The sequence below is a fragment of the Marinifilum flexuosum genome (genome assembly GCF_003610555.1).
Taxonomy (GTDB): domain Bacteria; phylum Bacteroidota; class Bacteroidia; order Bacteroidales; family Marinifilaceae; genus Marinifilum; species Marinifilum flexuosum.
On record NZ_RAPQ01000008.1, the window covers coordinates 1,033,844 to 1,051,982 of the forward strand.

Here is an 18,139-nt window from a genome sequence, read left to right on the forward strand (position 1 = left end):
CAGGTTATTAGGAGTAGCTTGCTGTTTTTCCTGAATTGATCAATATTTAAGGCTTTCCGATTCAAGTTTTTTGCTTGCCATGAAAAAATCCTGTTTATATTTGCAGCCGAATTAAAACCTAACTAAAGTCGATGAAAAAATTAAAAACTCTGTTATTGCTTTTTGTTTCATTCATAAGCATTTCAGGTCTTAACGCACAAAAAAAAGAATTGCCAATTTCGGTGAAATTTGGTGGATATGTACACACTTTATTCACTTACGATACCCGTCAGATGGTTGCTGCACGTGAAGGTCATATTCTACTGTATCCTAAAAATGAGATATTGGATGCAGCAGGCAAAGATATTAATGAAGGTGGAGTGTACAATATGGCGGTAATTCAATCGAGAATGAATGCCAAGATTACAGGTCCTGAAATTTTGGGTGCGAAAACCAACGGAATGATTGAAGCTGAGTTTATTGGAAATGGTGAATCGGATACCAATGGTTTACGTGTTCGTCATGCATTTGTAAATTTGGATTGGGGCAATACTTCTCTTTTAATCGGACAAACCTGGTCTCCATTGTTTGTTGCCGAAGTATTTCCATTTACAGTAGGTGCCAATGCAGGTTTGCCATTCAAGCCATTTGCTCGTAATCCGCAGGTGAGATTAACTCATAAAACAGGAAACTGGAAATTATTGGCAGCAATTGCAACAGAACGAGATTATACAAGTACTGGTCCTGATGGATCAAGTAACAAATATTTAAGAAATGCCGGAATGCCAATTGTTCAAGGGCAAGCGCATTATTACTTAGGAAAGAAGAAACACTTGTTTGGTGTGAGTGGTGAGTTCAAGAATATCAAACCATCATTAATGAGTACGACAGGATCGAAAGAGGCAGGAGATTACCAAGAATGGAAAAATGATGAGATTCTGTCTTCATGGGCTGTAATGGGCTATTTCAAGTTGAATTTCAATCCGGTTACTTTTAAGGCACAAACTACTTATGGTACGAACCTTACCGATGTTTTGATGTTGGGCGGATATGCTGTTAAGGATTTGAATCCTGTAACCAACGAAGCATCATACACAGGCATTAAAGTGATGGGATCATGGGCTGAGCTTTCTTACAAGAAGAACGATTGGGAATATGCTTTCCTTGCCGGATATTCTAAGGATTATGGTTCGGAAGACGATGTTGTTGCGAACATGATATATAGTAGAGGTAAAGATGTAAAGAGCGGAACAGGAATTGGAGAGTTGTATCGTTTGGCACCACGCGTTTCTAAAAAGTACAAGAACTTAAAGTTCGAATTGGAAGCCGAATACACCGCAGCTGCCTATGGTAAACTTGCAGAAAAGGCCAAGGTTAAAGATACCAAATGGGTAGGTGGTACCAGATATTCATTAGGAGTATATTATTTCTTCTAGAAACTATATTTATTTTATAAAAAAGACGTAGCATGCTACGTCTTTTCTTGTTTATAGTGGGATAGTGAAGTAAAATATGGTTCCTTCCTGTGGTTTCGATTTCATCCAAATTTGACCTCCTAGCATTTCAATTAGGCTTTTACTAATTGCCAAACCTAATCCTGTACCTCCATATTGTCTGGTGTTTGCATCTAATTCGGCCTGACGGAATCTGTCGAAAATAATGGCTTGTTTTTCCTCTGGAATACCAATTCCAGTATCTCTTACAAAGAATTCAATAAACTTTCCTTTAACTGCATAGCCAATTTCAATTTCTCCAGTTTGGGTGAATTTGATCGAATTCTCGATAAGGTTGGTAAATACTTGCTGCAATCGAACAGAATCAGTTGTAACTTCTATAATCTGATTATCCTCAGGCGTACTTATAATAAAGTTAAGGTTGTAATTATCTTTATGCTCTTTAAGTGTTTCGTAATCATATTTAACCGAATTGAACAACTTGGAGATATTACATCTGTCCAAAACAATCTTTAATTGATTGGTTTCAATTTTTGAGATATCAAGAATATCACTAATCAATCGTAATAATCCATTGGTGTTCTTTTGAATGATAGAAATGAACTTTTTCCGTTTTGTTGCTGCTACATTATCACCTGAAAGAAGTTCTGTAAATCCTAATATGGCATTCATTGGAGTGCGAATTTCATGCGACATATTGGCAAGGAATGCAGATTTTAATCGGCTTGATTCTTCTGCAACCTCTATCGCTTTTTCGAGTTTTACATTGGTTGCAGTGATTTCGTGCATAAGTGCTTTTTCTTTCTGTTCTCTTAATTTTCTAAGGTGAATATTAATCATCATTACGATGATTATAATTGTTAAAAGGATCAGAATGGTTAAAGTAAGTATAAATATTTCCTTGTTTTCCTTAATCAGACTGTACGGTTCATTAATTAGTTTGGAGTTTTTAGGCAAATCCTTAATCTTGATATCAAAATTTACCAATTCATTGTAGTCAAACTCATACTCATATACCGATTGCATTGGAGGAATATCATCAATAGGTGTACCTGATAGCACTTTTTTAGCGATTTGAGCTGCTTGTTTGCCTTGTATTCTTCCTGTAATTAAGGATCCACCTATAGCACCACGATTAAGATAGAAATCCCAAACACAGTATATTGGAACTTTGCAGTATGGTTTACATTCAGAAAATCCCTTTTCGTAAGTGTAATAATTGCCATCAATATCCCGGTTGTATAATAAGTAAAGAACAACATCATTAGGTTCTAACTTCGATAGCTGAATTTTTAATTCATGAATATTTTTAGGCTTAATAATTAAGTGCCTTACTGGTTCACTCATTTTTTTTATTTCATCCTTTAAAGAGGATAATACTGTTTCGCCAGTGGTACTATGATCGGTTACAATAACAATTTTAGAATAGTTTGGATGATGATCTTCGATTAGTTTAATTGTTGCACATACACTAAATGTTTCAAACACACCAGTGTATCCTTTGGGAGGATCTATAATAGAGTTTAAACCTGAGAAAATTACAGGAACCTCACCAAAAATTTCATCACGATGTTTAATTAAAAAGTCGTAGGCATTGTTGTCGGTAGAAATAATTAAATCAAATTTTTGGTTCTTATACTTGCGCAGGTAATACCCTTTTAAGAGTTCCAGATACTCTTCAGAGAAATATCTTTTTGAATCCATATACTCGATGTGGAGGGTTGTATTTGGATTTGGAAGAAGCTCTCTTTTAATGCTGTTTAAAGTGGAATCAGTCCAACTGAGACCATTATGGTATGAATTTAAAATTAATATGTGTTTGTGTGCGGATGAATAGGCACTTAAACTACATAGTATAAACAGCAAAAGTACTATTGACTTAATACTAATTCTCATAAGAAAATTGAATTGATTTGTATAGTTAACCAATTCAATTTAATAATTATAAATATGAATTAAAAGGTTTAGCAGTTTATTATTGAGTTCCTTTGATGAGCATTGGTGATTGTTAATTAATATACATACAATGTAATCTTTGTCTTTAGAGTTTTTTAAATAACCACAATAAGTTCTTACTCCTGTCATCGATCCGGTTTTTGCCTTCCAATTGGATGCAATAACACTGCTTTTTCCAAAATGTTTTAAAGTACCTGATTTACCGGCAACAGGAAGTGAAGACAGGAAAGCATTGTAATTATTGCTATGATACATGGAAGTTAGGATTTGGCTGAAAAACTCAGCAGAAATTGCATTGAAATGCGATAAGCCACTGCCATCAAGTAAATTTTGATATTTGGTTTCAATACCTTTTTCTCTCCAAAATTCATTTATAGTTTTTGTTCCAGTTCTCCAATCTGCTTTTTCGTTTTGTTTTTGTCCGATTTCAAAAAGCAACTGATCAGCAAAAAGATTTACACTTTTCTGATTGGTCCAGTACACGATATCTTTCAGTTTGGGAGATAGAATTTTGAATAACTCCTTACGATTGGTTTTTGACTTGCCTTTTTGATTCAGAACTTTAATGTTGTTATTCTTTAATTCTGCTTTAAGATCTTCAAGTAAGGCCAATTCAGGATGAAGAAAAGCTCCTTTTACTTTAAATTCATTTCGATTCTGAGGTATGCTACCTTCTATTCTTCTCAAATTACTTGTGTTACCACCAAAAATATATGCCAAATCACGATTGATTTCAGAGCTTACCACCTGATTGTCGAATTTTAATCCCGTATTGTGAGGAAGCGTTTTCCATATTTTAGTTTTACTGCCAGTTTGCCCTGATTTAAAAAACAAGGTGTACATGTTATCACGGTAGTTTATGGCATTGGGAACAGCTCCGTAATAATTGCCAATATCTTCCCATATCCAGGTTCTTGGAATGGAAGGTTTGAAATAAGAATTGTCTACCAAAATATTACCATCAATGACATTGATATCTAATTCTTTTAGTTTGAATACAATTTGCCTGGCAATGTTTTGCTGAGATTCAAAATACTTCGATTCTAATGTAGGATCACCACCTCCTTTAATAATCAGATTCCCTTTTAAGGTTCCATTTTCAATATTCCCATCAGTTACGATAAGCGTTTTAAATTGATAATCTCCACCTAATATTTCCAATGCGCTGGCCGTGGTAACTAACTTTTGACTCGAAGCTGGTGTTAAAGCCATTTTCGAGTTGTGTTGAGCCAATATTTTACCCTTTTCAACATCTTTAATAATAATGGCAACCCCAGCCGAATAAAAGCAGGAATCAGCAGTAAATTTATCTACAAATTGTTGAATTTTATTATCTGTAGTTTTTTGAGAAGTGCACGAAAATCCCCAAAATACGAATGCGAAAAGGAGTAAAATTTTATTCATCAATCTCTTTTAAAATTTTTTCAACTTCTTTTTCAGTATTATTTAATTTTGCTTTACAAATCACCAGTAATTCTGAAACTCGTTTCACCTTTTCAGATAAATCATCAACGTCTAATTCTTCATTTTCAATCAGCATGATTGTTTCTTCAATTTCTGCAATTGCTTCGCTGTAACTAATCTTTTTCTTAGCCATTTATTTGTATTTTTTAGGATTTACTTTTTGAATTTCACTCTCAACCAGACCGTCTTTAAATCTGGTTTCAATTACATCGTTTTTAGATAATGATGAAATGTCTTTCACTATTTTCCCATCCTTTAAAGTTAGTGTATATCCTTTTTGTAGGATATTTTCAGGATTCAGATATTTTACACTTTGCTCGTGTAATGATAATTTATGCTTTTGATTTTCTAGCAGTCGACCAACTCGTATACCAATTTTACTATGCAGGTGTTCAGTATGACTCTTTTCAGTACTTAGTCGATGTTCTAGACCTAATTTTAATTTGGTTTTAAAGTTCTTCAAGTTAAACGAGTGCGACTTTGTTATTTGTTTTGCCGAATGAACTAACTTTTCATTTGCAAGTAAAAGCTGATTGGATTTTCGTTCCAAAATGGTTTTTACCAGTGGCGAAAACTTGTTCGACAGATAATGCAAATTCTCCGAAGCCTCAAGCAGTATTTCATTTATTCCGTTGTAAAATTCTTCCTGCAAACTTTCATGATAAGATTGTTTTTCATCAAAAGAGTCAATCAGGTATTCGGCAGCTGCGGTTGGTGTTTTAACACGCACATTGGCTACAATATCAACAATGGTTTCATCCCTTTCATGCCCAATTCCTGAAATTACAGGAAGCGGAAACTGGGCAATATTAAAAGCCAGCCAGTAACTATCGAAACAATTCAAATCGGCAGTTGAACCACCTCCTCGAATAATGACAACAACATCAAATACTTCTTCATACTCATTAATTCGATCGAGTGCCGCAATAATTGATTCTTCGGCCTGATTCCCTTGCATAATAGCCGGAAACAACTTGTAATGGAATTTGTATCCGGAAGGATTGTTTTCCAATTGATTTGTGAAATCCTCGTAACCAGCTGCTGTGGGAGATGAGATAAGCGCAATACACTTCGGAATTTCCGGGAAATCAATTTCTTTATTCATTTCCAAAACTCCTTCTTCTTCTAGCCTGTTCAGAATCTCTTTTCTTCGTTTGGCAATATCTCCCAGCGTATAACTAGGATCGATATCTTTAATATTTAAGGTATATCCATAAATTTCCTGGAATTCTATGCTGACATTGATTAATACCTTAATTCCTGCAGAAAATCTTTGACCCGTGCTGGTTTCAAAATAAGGTTTTAACATTCTAAAAGTATAGGCCCAAATGGTTGCTCTGGCTTTGGCAATAATTTGATCTGTATCATCATCCTTTTCGACCAACTCCAAATAACAATGGCCATTCTGATTGTAGCGGACTTCGCTAATTTCAGCTACAATCCACAAATCAGAATCAAAAGAGTTTTTTAAAACTCCTTTAATCCGATTATTTAATTGAAATAAGCTTATTCCTTTGTTTGCCATAGTCTCCTTCGTAAAGTTTATCGTCTCATTTGAGAGCGTAAGAATGAATCAGGATCATTTACGTAATTTTCAGGATCACTTTTGATTAGTTTCTCCTTTTGAGCTTCCATTTGCTCCAGTTTTTTCATTTGTTCATTATCGAGCTCATCTTGATTCAAAGCCACACCATTTTTGTATTCAATGGTAAAAAGCAAATCTCCTTTTTCAGAATAATGATTCCAACTACCAGTTTTTTTATTGTTGAGATAATCTCCTCCAAACTGGATAATGCCATTTGGGTAAAAAGCTTGAAAACCACCATTTAATTTACCTTCTTCATACATCGCTTCGATATAAGGTTTACCATTTTCAAAAAAGCGTTTCCAAATACCGTGTTTTTTTCCCTTAGCAAAAGGAATAGATTCTGAAACTTTGCCATTTTTAAAACGGTACTCACTTGGGCCATTTTTAATGCCATTTTGGAATGTTTCAATTGCACGAATATTTCCTTTTTTATCGAAATAATTCCAGGTGCTATCTTTTTGTGAATTTATGAAATTCCCTTTGGCAACTAGCTGAGCCGATTCATTGTAAAGTTCTGATTTTGCTTTAATCCCATCTTTTGAAAAAATTAAAATAGCTTTTAGGTTGCCATTGGTATGAAAGCGTTCCATTCGTCCACTTGGTTTGTTATCAAGAAAACTGCCTTTGTATTTAATTTTACCATTAGGATATTTCTTAATCCAAACACCTTGCTTTAAGCCATTTTTATCTGTTTTGTTGATTTCTTGAGCAGGTGAAAATATTGGAGCTATTAATAAGAGTAGAATGAATAAGTTTTTTATCATTTTGTTCAGTTTTTATCTTCTTGGCAATTTTGTTATTATCGTATTATCAAGCTAACACAAAACTAATAAAACTATAACAGCCATAAAAAAAACTTGAGCTTTTCCCATAAAAACCAATAGGTTCGAATCATTAATAATAGAAATATGTTGTACATCATTTCTAATATTTTTTGGATAGCATTGATATTTCGTATTTTATGAATCAAATTAAATGTATTATTCTCTAATTATGTATTGTTGAATGTGGTGATGAGACAATTGATTTGAAGTGAGAGAATGCGTTTTTTGGATTTGATTTCACAAAACTCAAATGTATAATGGAATCAAAAAAGATGGAAATAATAACAAAAGCATAACTAACAAAATTGGTGGTATGGAGACAATGGATTTTCCTTTTAATTTCGATGAAATGCCAATTGCGGCAAAATTCATCTCCGACAGTTTCTCTAGAGATATTGAGGACTTTCAAAGAGTTTATCCTGTATTTGATGATGTGTTTAAAGCACGCTTTGCTGAGCAAATCAGAAAAGCAAAAGATATCGTATGTTGTGGGCCTGAAGGGGTGAAAATTCAGAATATCAGGATAGGCGTATTCAGAAAAATAGAAAGTTTGAATACTTTAATTTTAGAGGCACAGGATTATTTTCCAATATCAAGAATAAAACAGTTCGATTATATTGTAGAAATTATTGAGAAAAAGAATTTGAGCTCAATCTTATCGATTGTGCCAAATCTTTTACAACAACTTGAGGCAAATGTGCCAACTCAAAACGAAGATGTTGCTCAATCCATAATAGATGGAATTCAATCAATCTATCAGGTTCTGAAGCTAGATCGTATAGAACTCAATCGTTTGCTTAATTCACGTGGATTGCTGAAGGAGGAAGTTTTCCGTTGTTTAAATCATCTTTGGGCAACCATGCAGGATGTAATGGAGATTGGACAAAGTCTATATCGAAAGGATGATCCTATGAAGTGTGTTGAGTATGAACTCAACTATATCAAGATGAAAGTAAAGACTTTCTGGATGCACTCAGTGCCAGATAAAGTAGTTTAGTTTAACTGTTAGTTTTGAACTTATAATAATACCAAGCATAAAAATGGCGATCGAATTTCGATCGCCATTTTATATATATCTGAAGTCAAATTATTTTACTTCTTCAAAGTCAACATCAGTTACTTCATCATCTGATTTTGTTTGGCCTCCAGCTTGACCTCCAGCTTGTGCACCAGCATCAGGACCCGGTTGGCCACCTTGCTGTTGTTGTGCGTTGTACATCTCTTGAGATGCAGCTTGGAATACATTGTTTAATTCCTCAATAGCAGCGTTACAAGCATCAACATCCTGAGCTTTGTGCGCTTCTTTTAACTTGTTCAATGCATCTTCGATTGGCTGCTTTTTGTCAGCTGGCAACTTATCGCCGATTTCTTTCAACTGCTTTTCAGTCTGGAAAATCATACCGTCAGCCTTGTTCAAAGTATCGATTTTTTCTTTTGCCTTGTTATCAGCTTCTTCGTTAGCCTTAGCTTCTTCACGCATTCTTTCGATTTCAGCGTCAGATAATCCTGAAGATGCTTCGATACGAATATTTTGCTCTTTACCTGTTCCTTTATCTTTAGCAGATACATTCAAGATACCATTTGCATCAATATCGAAAGTAACTTCGATTTGCGGAATACCACGTGGTGCTGGAGGAATGCTATCCAGGTGGAAACGACCAATTGTTTTGTTTCCTTGCGCCATTGGTCTCTCACCTTGAAGAATGTGAATTTCTACAGAAGGCTGGTTGTCGGCAGCTGTTGTAAATGTTTCAGTTTTCTTAGTTGGGATTGTAGTGTTTGCTTCAATCAATTTAGTCATTACACCACCCATAGTTTCAATACCTAATGAAAGAGGAGTAACATCCAAAAGAAGAACGTCTTTTACTTCACCAGTTAATACACCACCTTGAATTGCAGCTCCTACAGCTACTACTTCGTCAGGGTTTACACCTTTTGATGGAGCTTTACCGAAGAATTCTTGTACTTTATTTTGGATAGCTGGGATACGAGTAGAACCACCTACCAAGATTACTTCGTCAATTTCTGAAGCAGTTACACCAGCATCGTTCAATGCAGCTCTACATGGCTCAATTACTGCCTGAATCAGGCTGTCAGCCAATTGCTCGAATTGTGCACGAGAAAGAGTTTTAACCAAGTGCTTTGGAATACCGTTAACTGGCATAATGTATGGCAAGTTGATTTCAGTGCTAGTTGAGCTAGACAATTCAACTTTAGCTTTCTCAGCAGCTTCTTTTAAACGCTGAAGAGCCATAGGATCCTGACGTAAGTCGATTCCTTCTTCTTTGTTGAATTCATCAGCCAACCAGTCGATAATTACCTGATCGAAATCATCACCACCAAGGTGAGTATCACCATTAGTTGATTTTACTTCGAATACACCATCACCTAATTCAAGGACTGAAATATCGAAAGTACCACCACCAAGGTCAAATACCGCAATTTTCATATCCTGATCTTTCTTGTCAAGACCATATGCCAAAGATGCAGCTGTTGGCTCGTTGATAATACGTTTAACAGTTAAACCTGCAATTTCACCAGCTTCTTTAGTTGCCTGACGTTGTGCATCGTTAAAGTAAGCAGGAACTGTAATTACAGCTTCAGTTACTTCTTGTCCAAGATAATCTTCAGCAGTTTTCTTCATTTTTTGAAGAGTCATTGCTGAAATTTCTTGTGGAGAATATTTTCTATCGTCAATTTCAACACGTGGAGTGTTGTTTTCACCTTTTAAAATTTTGTAAGGAACACGTCCGATTTCTTTACCTACTTTGTCGTAAGTTTCACCCATAAATCTCTTGATGGAGAAAATTGTTTTAGTTGGGTTTGTGATTGCCTGACGTTTTGCAGGATCACCTACTTTTCTTTCACCATTTTCTACAAACGCTACAATAGACGGAGTAGTTCTTTTTCCTTCACTGTTAGGAATTACTACAGGCTCGTTACCTTCCATTACAGATACACAAGAGTTGGTAGTTCCTAAGTCGATTCCAATAATTTTACCCATTTTAAGTATTTATTTAATGTTCTTATTTTTTTCTAATACACTCGCGGATCATTTTTTTAATCCGACAGGGAATAATCAAAGCCTGTGCCATTCCGAAAATTGTAGTTTCGAATGTAAAACTGGCACAGATTGTAAAATTATCCGCTAAAATCATGACAGTTTTACTGACAGAAAGACAGAATCTCTAATGATTAATTATAAATGATGAATTACTACTGGAATATTCATTCAGCTTTTTATTCATTTAAGCACTCACTTAATATCTCATTAAAGCAACTCTTCATTAACTTTTTCCTTTTAGCTTGATACTTTAAGCTTTTTTATAACTTTGCAGTCTTGTACCATTGAAAAAATATTGATGGTATAAAACTAAAACAGAGTTAGGATAATTGCACCTTACTTATCTATTGTCCAAAAAAATAAGATCATGTCAATTCATAAAGAATCGGTAAAGAGAGTGACAACACATGTACTCTCAGAAATGAAATTGAAGGGAGAAAAAATCTCCATGCTAACTTCTTACGACTACTCTATGGCTACTATTGTTGATAGAGCAGGTATAGATGTAATATTAGTTGGCGATTCGGCATCTAATGTTATGGCAGGACATGAAACCACACTGCCTATTACTTTAGATCAGATGATTTATCATGGTGCGTCGGTTGTTCGTGCTGTACAAAGAGCTTTGGTTGTAGTTGATTTGCCTTTTGGTACTTATCAGGGAAATTCGAAAGAAGCATTGAATTCTTCTATTCGCATTATGAAAGAGGCTAGTGCAGATGCTGTCAAACTGGAAGGTGGTAGTGAGGTATTGGAATCAGTTAACCGAATTCTATCAGCTGGTATTCCAGTAATGGGGCATTTGGGATTAACACCACAATCAATTCATAAGTTTGGTACATATGCTGTACGTGCCAAAGAAGAGGAAGAAGCAGAAAAATTACTTGAAGATGCCAAACTGCTAGAAGAGGCGGGATGTTTTGCAATCGTATTGGAGAAAATTCCAGCCGGATTGGCTAAGAAAGTTGCAGAAAGTGTTTCAATTCCTATCATAGGTATTGGTGCAGGTAATGGTGTTGATGGACAGGTGTTGGTGATTCATGACATGTTGGGAATTACTCAAGAATTTTCTCCACGTTTCTTAAGAAGATACCACAACTTGTTTGCAGAAATTAAGGGAGCAGTTGAAACCTATATTGGAGATGTAAAATCCAAGGATTTCCCTAATGAAAGAGAACAATATTAAAGTTCAAAGTAAAAAGTTTAAAGTCAACAAGTCAATTATTGACTAGTTACCAATGACTAAAAGAATGGCAAGAGAAAGACTAGAAGTATTATATGAGGACAATCACATTATTGCAATAAACAAGCGATGTGGTGATATTGTGCAAGGAGATCAGACTGGAGATGAACCTTTGAGCGAGAAGGTTAAGAAATATATCAAAAGAAAATACGACAAACCAGGAGATGTTTACCTTGGCGTACCTCATAGAATTGACAGACCTGTTAGTGGTGTTGTTATTTTTGCAAAAACCAGCAAAGCCTTAACACGTTTGAATAAAATGTTTCAGCAAAAGGCTGATCAGATTGATAAGATTTATTGGGCAATAGTTCAAAATTGTCCGAGAGTGGAAGAGGAAACTTTAAAGCATTATTTGTTGCGAAACCAAGAGAAGAATCGTACAAATGCATTCGATAAAGAGAAGAAAGGTGCGAAAGAAGCAATTCTTGAGTACAAACTGTTGACTCGTTCTCAGAAATATTTCTTGTTGGAGGTGAAGCTTCATACAGGTCGCCATCATCAAATTAGAGCACAACTTTCGAAAGTTGGCATGCCAATTCGTGGCGATTTAAAATATGGAGCTCCTCGTTCTAAAAATGGAGGAGGAATTGGCCTTCATGCCAGAGAAATTGGTTTTATGCATCCAGTAAAGCAAGAGCCAATTAGAATTAAAGCTCCAGTTCCACAAGACGATAATTTGTGGAAGGAATTGCAAAAATTAGCAGAATAAATAATAAAAAAACGGAAGCCATTGGCTTCCGTTTTTTTATTCATTCAACATATCCTTATCAAAGAAAAGCGGCAACAATTGCTTAATGCTTTCCACGATTCGAATTTTGTTTTCACCACAAAGAATTACTCTAATTGGCTGGTTGTACCTGTCTTCAGTTTCCAGTAGAACTTGTCGGCAAGAGCCACAAGGAGGTACGGGAGTTTCCAGAAAGCTGCCATTTGTTCTTGAAGTAATGGCGATTGCTTTAACGGGCACATCTGGGTATTTGGCATTAGCATAAAAAACCGCTACACGTTCTGCACATAAGCCCGATGGATAAGCAGAGTTTTCCTGATTATTACCTTGAACCATCTCACCATTCTCCAGTAACAAAGCTGCACCAACATTAAATTTAGAATATGGAGCATAAGAGCGATGAGCCGCATCTTTGGCCTGATTAACCAATGCTTGATCTTCTTTCGAAAGTTCGTCTATCGAATCGTATTCGTAAACTGTTGTTATAATTTGTGTTTTCTTCATTTTATAGCCATTAGTAAGCAGTATTAAGTAATTGGTTATATACTAACTACTCGTACTCATAAATATACAATAGTTTCGATAATATTTACTAAAACATCATCGTTAGCTTATCAACGGAATATCTTGTGAATAAAAATTGATACAGAAATATCAATGGATAACAGGATTGTTATATTTTTATGGTTGTTTTTGAAATCGGAACGAAGATATACATAAATTTTGATTTCTCATTTATTATCGCTTTTACTTTAGATTTTTATGAAGAAAATTATCTTATACACACTACTTGTAATTGTCACATGCTCAAGTGTGTTTGCAAAAAATTATACCAGAAAAGAATACATTCAAAAATATAAAGATTTAGCGATTCGAGAAATGGAACGCACTGGTATTCCAGCCAGTATCACAATGGCTCAGGGAGTATTAGAGTCACAAAATGGTAATTCTCTTTTGGCGCGCAAGGCCAATAACCATTTTGGAATCAAATGTCACGATTGGGTTGGGCCGAGTATGAAATTCGATGATGACAAAAAAAATGAGTGCTTCAGAAAATATACTAACCCATATGAGTCGTATAAGGATCATTCAAAATTCCTGACAACACGTTCGCGATATGCTTTTTTATTCAAGTACCGATCGGATGATTACAAACGTTGGGCGCATGGATTAAAAAAAGCAGGTTATGCCACAGACCCAAAATATGCCCACAAGTTGATTAGTATTATTGAAGCTGAACATTTGTATAAATTAGATAGAAAAGGAGCAGGTAAAGATTTTGTTGTAAGCAAACCTGATGATACTGAATTGGCAGATATAGATGGTGATTTAAGTATTGATCCATTTGGAGCCCGATTGGAAGAGGCCAATGGTATTCATTATATCGTAACCAAAAAAGGTGATACTTTCTATAGTATTGAGAAGAACTTGGGAGTAGAACGTAAAAAGTTACTTCGTTATAATGATCTTCCTAAAAACTACATTTTACAGATTGATCAGAGATTATATCTGCATAACAAGCGAAATAAAGCTGCCCGCGGCTATAATTTCCACCGTGTAAAAGAAGGTGAATCATTGTATGGTATTTCGCAGCAGTATGGTGTGAAATTGAAGAGACTTTGCAAGTACAATGGAGTGAAGAAAAATTACAAAGTTCAGACAGGTGAGCGTATTTGGTTACGCAAAAAGAAAAGATAGTTAATATTGAAATTCAATAGGTGTAAAATCCGGTTCCTGAGAACCGGATTTTTTAGTACACTTATTTTTTCGAATAGATCAAACTACCACCAATAGTTAGTGCAGCCGATATAATCATGATGTTTTTGATGACATATTGGCCTTCGAGAGTTGGAAGTAAAATGTTTCCTCCTTGAAAAGTAACTTCAGGAAGTATAAACAAGGGCATAAACGTTCCTGTCATTTGAAGGAATAATAAGCCAATAGCGATGCGTGTGCTTTTTTTAAACAAGAAGAAAATCCCAATTAACACTTCCCACCATCCAATAATATCAACCCAGGTTTCAGCAGCGAATAATGGCATCCAGCTAACGGTTGATTTTACCAAAGGTATCGCAGCTGATAGACCAATTGGCTTTAGTATACCAAACCAAATGAAAATCACAGCAAATGATATGCGAATGGCAGGTATAGATAATCTTTGCATGTACTTGGCAATTTTACGATCCAGTTCTTTAAATTTTATATTCATGATCATCTTAATTTAGTTAATACAATAGTCCAATATTACTGTCATTAGAAATAAAAGACTTATAAGTCTTAAATGTATATTTTTTTCTATTTCTAATATATGTTGGAGAGCAGATGTGGGGAAGGGTATCCTTATTTCAAAGTAAAGAGGTAGTTGGAGAATTAGATTAATGAGTTTTGGTTAGGAAATAATCAGAGAATCATATAAATTCAACAGTTATAATAAAACACACAAGTTGTAGTGTCTACCTTCAACCAAAAATGCACTTCAACTCATCCTAAAACCAATCATATGAATACTTTTACAAGCGGCCTAAGACGGATGTTTGTAGTTTTGGCATTAACAGGCCTTATTCTACCTGCGCATTCTGTTTTGGCAAAGAAAAAGACAAAAGAACCTGCAAAAGATTCTTTAATCAATTCAAGTTTAGTTAGCGGATTAAAATTTAGAGGGATAGGTCCTGCTACCACTTCAGGACGAATTTCTGATTTTGCAGTTAATCCGAATAATCATAGTGAGTACTATGTGGCAGTTTCGAGTGGTAATATTTTTAAAACCATAAACAATGGTACCACATGGAAACCAGTTTTCGATAAGTATGGATCTTACTCAATTGGAGTGGTCACAATGGATCCGAACAACAGCAATGTGGTTTGGGCTGGTACTGGTGAGAACAATCACCAGCGAGCATTGGGCTATGGTGATGGTGTATATAAAACCATGGATGGCGGTAAGAGCTGGAAAAACATTGGTTTAAAAGAATCTCGCCATATTGGTGGCATCGTAATCGATCCTCGCAATTCTGATGTTGTATTTGTTGCTGCCGAAGGTTCGGTTTGGGGACCAGGAGGTGATCGTGGTTTGTACAAGACAAGCGATGGTGGTAAAAACTGGAAAAAAGTTCTTAATATCAGCGAAAACACAGGTGTGAACAATGTAATTATCGATCAGGTTGATCCTGATATCATGTATGCAACTTCGGAACAGCGACGTCGACATGTACATGCAAAAATTAATGGCGGACCAGAATCAGCCATCTATAAATCAACGGATGGTGGAGAAAATTGGCGTAAACTGAAGTCTGGATTACCTTCAGGACATATTGGAGGAATGGGCATTGCCGTGTCTCCGGTAAATCACAACTATGTTTATGCCATAATTGAAGCTGCTATGGGCAGTGGTTTCTATCGTTCTACCGATAGAGGAGAATCATGGTCTAAAATGAGCGATCATGTGAGCAGTGGACAATATTACAATGAAATTTATTGCGATCCTGTTGATGTTGATAAAGTATATTCAGTTGAAACCTTTAGTCATTTTACAGAAGATGGAGGGAAAACCTGGAAACGCTTTGGATTGAAAAATCGCCATGTTGATGATCATGCACTTTGGATTGATCCGACAGATACCAATCACATAATGATTGGTGGTGATGGTGGTATTTATGAAAGTTTCGATGCAGGAGAGACCTATGTATTCAAATCTAATCTATCGGTAACACAGTTTTACAGAGTTCAAGTAGATAATGCACTACCATTCTACAATGTTTATGGAGGAACTCAAGACAATAATACACTTGGAGGGCCGTCTCAAAATATTAGCCGCAGAGGTGTAACCAATGATGAGTGGGAACCAATTCTAGGTGGTGATGGTTTTTGGGCGCAGATTGATCCAAAAGATCCAAATATTGTGTATTGCGAATATCAGTATGGAAATTCATATCGATACGATAAACAAAGCGGAGAAAAAATCAATATTAAACCTCGCGAAAGAAAAGGCGAATTGGCCTACAAGTGGAATTGGAATGCTCCTATGATTTTGTCGGCTCACAAACATACTCGTTTGTATGTTGCAGCCAATAAAGTATTCCGCAGCGATGATCGTGGAAATTCATGGGAGGTAATTAGTGAAGACTTAACTACAGGCAAAGACCGTGATTCGTTTAAGGTGATGGGCAAATATTGGAGTGCTGATGCAGTGAAGAAGCATGTTTCTACTTCGCAGTTTGGTACCATTGTTTCTATGGCAGAATCTCCAAAGAATGAGAACTTGTTGTATGCAGGAACCGACGATGGATTAATTCAGGTAAGTGAACAAGGTGGAAATACATGGATGAAATATGCTACATTCCCGGGAATTCCTCAATACACCTATGTTAGTGATATCATGCCATCAAAACATGATGAGAATGTTGTTTATGCTTCTTTTGATAACAGAAAGAGAGATGATTTTAAGCCATACATTTTGAAGAGTGCTGATAAGGGAAAAACCTGGACCAATATTGCTGGTAATTTGCCAAAGAATGGAACGGTTCATACCATCGAGCAAGATTTTAAAGATCCAAGTTTACTATTTGTAGGAACCGAGTTCGGAATCTTCTTTACAAAGAATAATGGAACAAATTGGGTACAATTGAAGTCTGGTATTCCTACCATTGCTGTGCGCGATTTAACCATCCAGGAACGCGAGTGCGATTTGGTTGCGGCAAGTTTTGGACGTGGATTCTTTATTCTGGATGATTACTCTCCATTACGATCAGTAAATCCAGAAATGGTAGAGAAAAAGGCTGAATTGTTCCCTGTAAAAGATGCTTTAATGTACATTCAGAAAGGTGGAAAAGGAAGTATGGGACATACCTATTTTACAGCTCCTAACCCTGCCTTTGGTGCTACATTTACTTACTATTTAAAGGAAGTGCCAAAAACGGCAAAGCAAGCCCGTCAGAAGATAGAGAAGGACTTGTTTAAGAATGGTGAATTTATTCCTCAGCCAAGCTGGAAAGAGCTGGAAGATGAGAAGAAAGAAGTTGCACCTTACCTTTTGTTCACCATTAAGGATGTGGATGGAGAAGAGATCCGAAAGATAGCAACAAGTGCTAAAAAAGGTATTAATCGTGTGAATTGGGATTTAAAATTCCCATCAGTTTCACCTGTGAAGAATAAGGAGTTTAAGCCTACTAAAAAAGGTAGATCGGGAATGTTCGTTATGCCTGGTGACTATCAGATTGAAATGGGAATGGTAGCAAATGGCAAATACGAAATGTTGGCAGAAGGCATGCAATTTAAAACAGTTACTCTAAACAACAGAACATTACCTGCCGAAAACCGAAAAGAATTGGTAAAATTCCAGCAAAAAGTAGCACGTATGTCAAAGGCGATTCAGGGTAGCATGCAAGTAGTAGAAGCTTTTAAAGCCAAAATAGCTGCCATTAAAACAGCTTTGGTACAAACTCCGGGAATTCCAGCCAATGTATCAGAAAAAGTTGAGGAATTATCAATTGAGTTAAACGAAATTGAATTCTTGTTTGAAGGAGTACCGGCAAGAGCAAGTTGGGAAGAAATACCACCGGCTCAGATTCCAATTTCAAATAGAATCAATAATATTGTTTGGTCGCATTGGGCAAGTACTTCAGGAGTTACCCAAACTCAGAAAGATCAGTTCGAGATATTGAAAGAGGAGTTCCCGGCTGCATTGAAGAGCTTACAGAAATTGGCTGGAGATATGAAGTGGGTGGAAGCAGAATTGGAAAAACAAGGTGCTCCCTGGACACCGGGTCGAATTCCAACTTACACAGTAGAGTAAAAGTCGAAAAGAGATTGTAACAATTGAAAAACAGTTGTTCTTGATTAGA

General features: G+C 35.8%; 14 protein-coding genes. 6 read left to right on the forward strand and 8 right to left on the reverse strand.

Annotated features, from left to right (window positions below; all coding sequences use genetic code 11):
* The first annotated feature begins 131 nt into the window (after positions 1-131).
* On the forward strand, positions 132-1,415 hold the full coding sequence (locus BXY64_RS04485; RefSeq protein WP_245996590.1) for a DcaP family trimeric outer membrane transporter: 1,284 nt from the start codon (positions 132-134) through the stop codon (positions 1,413-1,415).
* Between the two features lie 51 nt (positions 1,416-1,466).
* Here the strand turns inward: BXY64_RS04485 and BXY64_RS04490 are convergent, their stop codons facing one another.
* The 5 genes from BXY64_RS04490 to BXY64_RS04510 all read right to left on the reverse strand — a co-directional run bounded on the left by BXY64_RS04490 (position 1,467) and on the right by BXY64_RS04510 (position 7,205).
* Positions 1,467-3,137 (reverse strand): sensor histidine kinase, encoded by a 1,671-nt coding sequence (locus BXY64_RS04490; RefSeq protein ID WP_170150572.1) that lies wholly within the window; start codon positions 3,135-3,137, stop codon positions 1,467-1,469.
* Positions 3,138-3,368: 231 nt separating this feature from the next.
* On the reverse strand, positions 3,369-4,793 hold the full coding sequence (gene dacB / locus BXY64_RS04495; protein ID WP_120238734.1) for a D-alanyl-D-alanine carboxypeptidase/D-alanyl-D-alanine endopeptidase: 1,425 nt from the start codon (positions 4,791-4,793) through the stop codon (positions 3,369-3,371).
* Entirely contained in the window at positions 4,786-4,986 is a 201-nt protein-coding gene (gene xseB / locus BXY64_RS04500) for an exodeoxyribonuclease VII small subunit (RefSeq protein ID WP_120238735.1), read from the reverse strand. Before xseB ends, dacB begins: the two co-directional genes overlap by 8 nt.
* Positions 4,987-6,378 (reverse strand): exodeoxyribonuclease VII large subunit, encoded by a 1,392-nt coding sequence (xseA, locus tag BXY64_RS04505; protein ID WP_120238736.1) that lies wholly within the window; start codon positions 6,376-6,378, stop codon positions 4,987-4,989.
* 17 nt (positions 6,379-6,395) lie between these two features.
* Positions 6,396-7,205 carry a toxin-antitoxin system YwqK family antitoxin gene (locus tag BXY64_RS04510; RefSeq protein ID WP_120238737.1) on the reverse strand — a complete coding sequence of 270 codons (810 nt, stop codon included), beginning with the start codon at positions 7,203-7,205 and terminating at the stop codon, positions 6,396-6,398.
* Positions 7,206-7,515: 310 nt separating this feature from the next.
* Here BXY64_RS04510 and BXY64_RS04515 point away from each other — a divergent pair, with 310 nt between their 5' ends.
* Positions 7,516-8,262, forward strand: a complete 747-nt coding sequence (locus BXY64_RS04515; RefSeq protein WP_120238738.1) for a hypothetical protein — start codon at positions 7,516-7,518, stop codon at positions 8,260-8,262.
* A gap of 90 nt (positions 8,263-8,352) precedes the next feature.
* Here the strand turns inward: BXY64_RS04515 and dnaK are convergent, their stop codons facing one another.
* The gene (dnaK, locus tag BXY64_RS04520) at positions 8,353-10,269 is read right to left on the reverse strand and encodes a molecular chaperone DnaK (protein ID WP_120238739.1); all 1,917 of its coding nucleotides are present in this window, start codon (positions 10,267-10,269) and stop codon (positions 8,353-8,355) included.
* A gap of 427 nt (positions 10,270-10,696) precedes the next feature.
* Between dnaK and panB the strand changes: the two genes are divergently transcribed.
* Both panB and BXY64_RS04530 read left to right on the forward strand, forming a co-directional pair.
* Entirely contained in the window at positions 10,697-11,515 is an 819-nt protein-coding gene (panB, locus tag BXY64_RS04525; protein ID WP_120238740.1) for a 3-methyl-2-oxobutanoate hydroxymethyltransferase, read from the forward strand.
* Between the two features lie 52 nt (positions 11,516-11,567).
* Positions 11,568-12,281 (forward strand): RluA family pseudouridine synthase, encoded by a 714-nt coding sequence (locus tag BXY64_RS04530; protein ID WP_245996591.1) that lies wholly within the window; start codon positions 11,568-11,570, stop codon positions 12,279-12,281.
* 36 nt (positions 12,282-12,317) lie between these two features.
* On the opposite strand, the gene BXY64_RS04535 is transcribed toward BXY64_RS04530, so the two are convergent.
* On the reverse strand, positions 12,318-12,803 hold the full coding sequence (locus BXY64_RS04535; RefSeq protein ID WP_120238742.1) for a cytidine deaminase: 486 nt from the start codon (positions 12,801-12,803) through the stop codon (positions 12,318-12,320).
* A gap of 258 nt (positions 12,804-13,061) precedes the next feature.
* On the opposite strand from BXY64_RS04535, the gene BXY64_RS04540 reads away from it, so the two are divergent.
* Positions 13,062-13,997 carry a glucosaminidase domain-containing protein gene (locus BXY64_RS04540; RefSeq protein WP_120238743.1) on the forward strand — a complete coding sequence of 312 codons (936 nt, stop codon included), beginning with the start codon at positions 13,062-13,064 and terminating at the stop codon, positions 13,995-13,997.
* Between the two features lie 61 nt (positions 13,998-14,058).
* On the opposite strand, the gene BXY64_RS04545 is transcribed toward BXY64_RS04540, so the two are convergent.
* Positions 14,059-14,508 (reverse strand): hypothetical protein, encoded by a 450-nt coding sequence (locus BXY64_RS04545; protein ID WP_211334402.1) that lies wholly within the window; start codon positions 14,506-14,508, stop codon positions 14,059-14,061.
* 291 nt (positions 14,509-14,799) lie between these two features.
* On the opposite strand from BXY64_RS04545, the gene BXY64_RS04550 reads away from it, so the two are divergent.
* Positions 14,800-18,090: a WD40/YVTN/BNR-like repeat-containing protein gene (locus tag BXY64_RS04550; protein ID WP_120238744.1), complete on the forward strand. Its 3,291-nt coding sequence runs from the start codon at positions 14,800-14,802 to the stop codon at positions 18,088-18,090.
* The last annotated feature ends 49 nt before the right edge of the window (positions 18,091-18,139 follow it).

Excerpts from the sequence above, each read along its gene's own strand:
- BXY64_RS04485 (WP_245996590.1), top strand. The coding sequence starts at position 132 with ATGAAAAAATTAAAAACTCTGTTATTGCTTTTTGTTTCATTCATAAGC.
- BXY64_RS04490 (WP_170150572.1), bottom strand. The coding sequence starts at position 3,137 with ATGGATTCAAAAAGATATTTCTCTGAAGAGTATCTGGAACTCTTAAAA.
- dacB (WP_120238734.1), bottom strand. The coding sequence starts at position 4,793 with ATGAATAAAATTTTACTCCTTTTCGCATTCGTATTTTGGGGATTTTCG.
- xseB (WP_120238735.1), bottom strand. The coding sequence starts at position 4,986 with ATGGCTAAGAAAAAGATTAGTTACAGCGAAGCAATTGCAGAAATTGAA.
- xseA (WP_120238736.1), bottom strand. The coding sequence starts at position 6,378 with ATGGCAAACAAAGGAATAAGCTTATTTCAATTAAATAATCGGATTAAA.
- BXY64_RS04510 (WP_120238737.1), bottom strand. The coding sequence starts at position 7,205 with ATGATAAAAAACTTATTCATTCTACTCTTATTAATAGCTCCAATATTT.
- BXY64_RS04515 (WP_120238738.1), top strand. The coding sequence starts at position 7,516 with ATGTATAATGGAATCAAAAAAGATGGAAATAATAACAAAAGCATAACT.
- dnaK (WP_120238739.1), bottom strand. The coding sequence starts at position 10,269 with ATGGGTAAAATTATTGGAATCGACTTAGGAACTACCAACTCTTGTGTA.
- panB (WP_120238740.1), top strand. The coding sequence starts at position 10,697 with ATGTCAATTCATAAAGAATCGGTAAAGAGAGTGACAACACATGTACTC.
- BXY64_RS04530 (WP_245996591.1), top strand. The coding sequence starts at position 11,568 with ATGACTAAAAGAATGGCAAGAGAAAGACTAGAAGTATTATATGAGGAC.
- BXY64_RS04535 (WP_120238742.1), bottom strand. The coding sequence starts at position 12,803 with ATGAAGAAAACACAAATTATAACAACAGTTTACGAATACGATTCGATA.
- BXY64_RS04540 (WP_120238743.1), top strand. The coding sequence starts at position 13,062 with ATGAAGAAAATTATCTTATACACACTACTTGTAATTGTCACATGCTCA.
- BXY64_RS04545 (WP_211334402.1), bottom strand. The coding sequence starts at position 14,508 with ATGAATATAAAATTTAAAGAACTGGATCGTAAAATTGCCAAGTACATG.
- BXY64_RS04550 (WP_120238744.1), top strand. The coding sequence starts at position 14,800 with ATGAATACTTTTACAAGCGGCCTAAGACGGATGTTTGTAGTTTTGGCA.